Genomic DNA, 2922 nt, shown 5'->3' with positions numbered 1-2922 from the left:
CTGCGCTCGGCGTTCGCCTCGCTGAGCACCCCCCAGGCGTAGGGAAGCCTCTCCCCTACAACCCTTTAGTGCCCCTGGCCCGCATTATTCACGAACGGAGTGTCTTCGTGAATAATGCGTCCCGCCGCTGCGGCGGGACTCAAGGCTAGCCCTGAGCGACGCCCCGCACACGCGGGGCGGAGTCGAAGCCCGGAGGGCAGATTATTCACTTCTAGGTGAATAATCCGGGCTGGCGGAACCCTGCGGTGCTTAGGAGAAGTTAGTTGGAGGGGCACTAGCACCTGTTTCCCGCCCTCTTAGCCTCCAATTCTTTGGAAGCCCAGGCCGGGGTCCGGCACTGGGAACTGCTCAAGATTCGGCCCCCCCACCATCTGTCCCAAAGAAAAGCAAGCCAGTTCAAAAAAGAAAGACCGGCTGATTGGCTGGGTATCATAACAGGCCGTCACTATTGGCATGAGTAGTGCAATTATACCCAGCCTGGCCATCAGGAGGGCCTCTCATGCATGCGGCTGTCAGTCCTCCCTTTGAATTCGTCGGATGCACAGAACTCCGAGAGATCCTGGGGGTGAAGGCGGAGGACGAGGTCCAACTTTTAGATCTCTTGGAGGAAGTTCCCATCGAGTCAATCTACTACCACACCCATGAATACTTCCTCAGACACCAGTTCCTGTTGGGGCCCTATCCCAACGATTTTGCCACCTGGGTGGCCACCCAGGTCCGAGATCGAGTGCTGGGAGAGCGGCTGGGGGTTATCGATCCATATGAGTTCGAGACCCTCGAAGATCTTCGTGAGGCCCTCATTAGCGTCATGGAAGATCACCTCTCGAAAATGCTTGCTGTCCCCCGGGTCGATGATGGAGAGCCCTTTTACTTTATGCTGTCCCGCATGGTCGAGGTCCCCACGGAGACGGTCGCGCGGACTCTGCAAGAGTTGAGGGATGGGATCGCCAGGTTGGATACCAGTGCCATCTACTTCCACTTCTACGCGGCTCGGATCCGACGGAACCGCCGGGATAGCGATTTTACTATCTGGGCCGAAGAGGGATTGCATATGCCAGAGCTGGCCCAACACCTCCGAGCCATTAACCCGTACATCTTCAGTCTGGAGCAACTTCGGAAACGTCTCGTGGAGATCTGCGACACTTTCTTGAACGGGGGGAGCAGAGAACGGTGACAAATAGCCTTGAGGATTATCGGAAAGTGACTCCTCCGGGGTCGGTGGATCTTCTCTATCACATGAGTGAGAAGGTAAAGGGAAAGAGTCTCCTCAACATTAACTCGACCCGGTCCGGGGGTGGCGTGGCGGAGATATTGAACCGGCTCGTCCCCATGCTCAACGAACTCGAAATAAAGGTCGGGTGGGAGATCATGCAAGGAAGTGAGGGATTCTTTAAAGTGACCAAGGCTTTTCACAACGCGCTGCAGGGTCGGGACCCGGGAATCAGCGACCGCATGTATCAGCTCTATATCGAGGAAAACCGTGAAAACGCCAAGCGTCTCACTTTTGACGCTGACATGATATTGGTCCACGATCTCCAGCCCGCTGCCCTTATTGATTACGCCGACCGGGCGGGCAAATGGGTCTGGCGGTGTCATATCGATATCTCGCACCCCGCGCGCCGGGTGTGGCGGTTCCTCAAAAACTATGTGCTGAAATACGATGCCGCCATTTTCTCGCTGCCTACCTTCGCTCAGAAGCTCCCGATCCCGAAGTTCCTCATCTATCCTTCAATCGACCCGTTGAGCGACAAAAATCGCGATCTGAGCCGAAGAGAGGTGAACAAGATCCTAGATAGATTGGACATTCCACGTGACAAGCCGATCTTGTTACAGGTCTCTCGCTTTGACCGGTTCAAGGACCCCGTGGGGGTGATTCAGGCCTACCGGATCGTGAAGAAGTACAATGATTGTCGTCTCATATTGGTGGGGGGCGGCGCAGCTGATGATCCTGAGGGGGACATGGTCCTCCAAGAGGTCAGGGAGGCTGCCGGCCAAGATCCGGACATTCACGTCCTGTTACTTCCTCCGGACTCAAACATCGAGGTCAATGCCCTGCAGCGGGCCGCGACCGTTGTGCTTCAAAAATCCCTCAGGGAGGGCTTTGGACTGACCGTCGCCGAGGCTATGTGGAAAGGGAAACCGGTCGTCGGCGGTTTCGCCGGCGGGATCACGGTGCAGATCATGTACTACCACACGGGCTACACGGTGAGTTCCGTCGAGGGTGCGGCGTTCCGGGTCCGACATCTGCTCAACAACCCGGAGATTGGTCGGAAGATGGGGAACGATGCCAAGGAGTATGTCCGACGCAATTTTCTCATCACACGCCACCTGGCAGACTACCTGACACTGATGGCCGCTCTGACCAACGGGCGGTAGTGGCAGAGAAGACCTTCCCCTAAGTTGACTTCCCTCATTAACTCAGTTATACAATAAGCCTTGTTCTCGTTTCAGGGGGCCGTGGTGTAGCCTGGTTAACACGCCGGCCTGTCAAGCCGGAGATCGCGGGTTCGAATCCCGTCGGCCCCGCCACTTTTCCCGCCTGTTCCCTTTGCTCTGGTTTAGAGTCCCAGGGTAGGGTAGCCCGGTTAACACATCCCGACGAGGTCGGGAAAATCGCGGGTTCGAATCCCGTCGGCCCCGCCATTTCGTCCCAAGACTTCACCGCATCCGCCCCCAAGTGCTGAGCAGTCCACTGTCAGCAGGTAGAAAAGGCTGGAAGGCTAGCAGGCTCGCATGCTTCTAGGCTCTGAGCTTCTGAGCCTCGTGTGTTCTAGCGTTCAAGCGTGCCAGCGTTCTAGCCGTCCTAGCTTCGTAGCAAGTTTGCTTTACACTGTTTAGTGCTGACTGCCGACGGCGGACTGCTATTAGTACGCTAGGCTGATGCCAATCGTGCCGATGGCCTCAAAGGAGTCGCCGTCGTTG

2 protein-coding genes and 2 tRNA genes are annotated in these 2922 nt (G+C 56.6%); all 4 read left to right on the top strand.

Annotated features, from left to right (window positions below; genetic code table 11):
• Positions 1–499: 499 nt before the first annotated feature.
• The 4 genes from O6929_12385 (at position 500) to O6929_12370 (ending at position 2643) form a co-directional block, all read left to right on the top strand.
• Complete coding sequence (locus tag O6929_12385) at positions 500–1174, top strand: DUF5752 family protein (GenBank protein MCZ6481179.1); 675 nt, start codon at positions 500–502, stop codon at positions 1172–1174.
• Positions 1171–2376: a glycosyltransferase gene (locus O6929_12380; GenBank protein ID MCZ6481178.1), complete on the top strand. Its 1206-nt coding sequence runs from the start codon at positions 1171–1173 to the stop codon at positions 2374–2376. The genes O6929_12385 and O6929_12380 overlap by 4 nt, the downstream gene beginning before the upstream one ends.
• A 75-nt stretch (positions 2377–2451) precedes the next feature.
• Positions 2452–2529, top strand: a tRNA-Asp gene (locus O6929_12375).
• Between the two features lie 40 nt (positions 2530–2569).
• Positions 2570–2643 (top strand) — tRNA-Leu (locus O6929_12370).
• Positions 2644–2922 lie beyond the last annotated feature (279 nt).

The organism is Candidatus Methylomirabilota bacterium, assembly GCA_027293415.1.
In the GTDB taxonomy this organism is placed as follows: Bacteria; Methylomirabilota; Methylomirabilia; order Methylomirabilales; family CSP1-5; genus CSP1-5.
The sequence above is the reverse complement of the archived record's forward strand: the minus strand, read 5'-3'. Positions and strand labels throughout refer to the sequence as shown.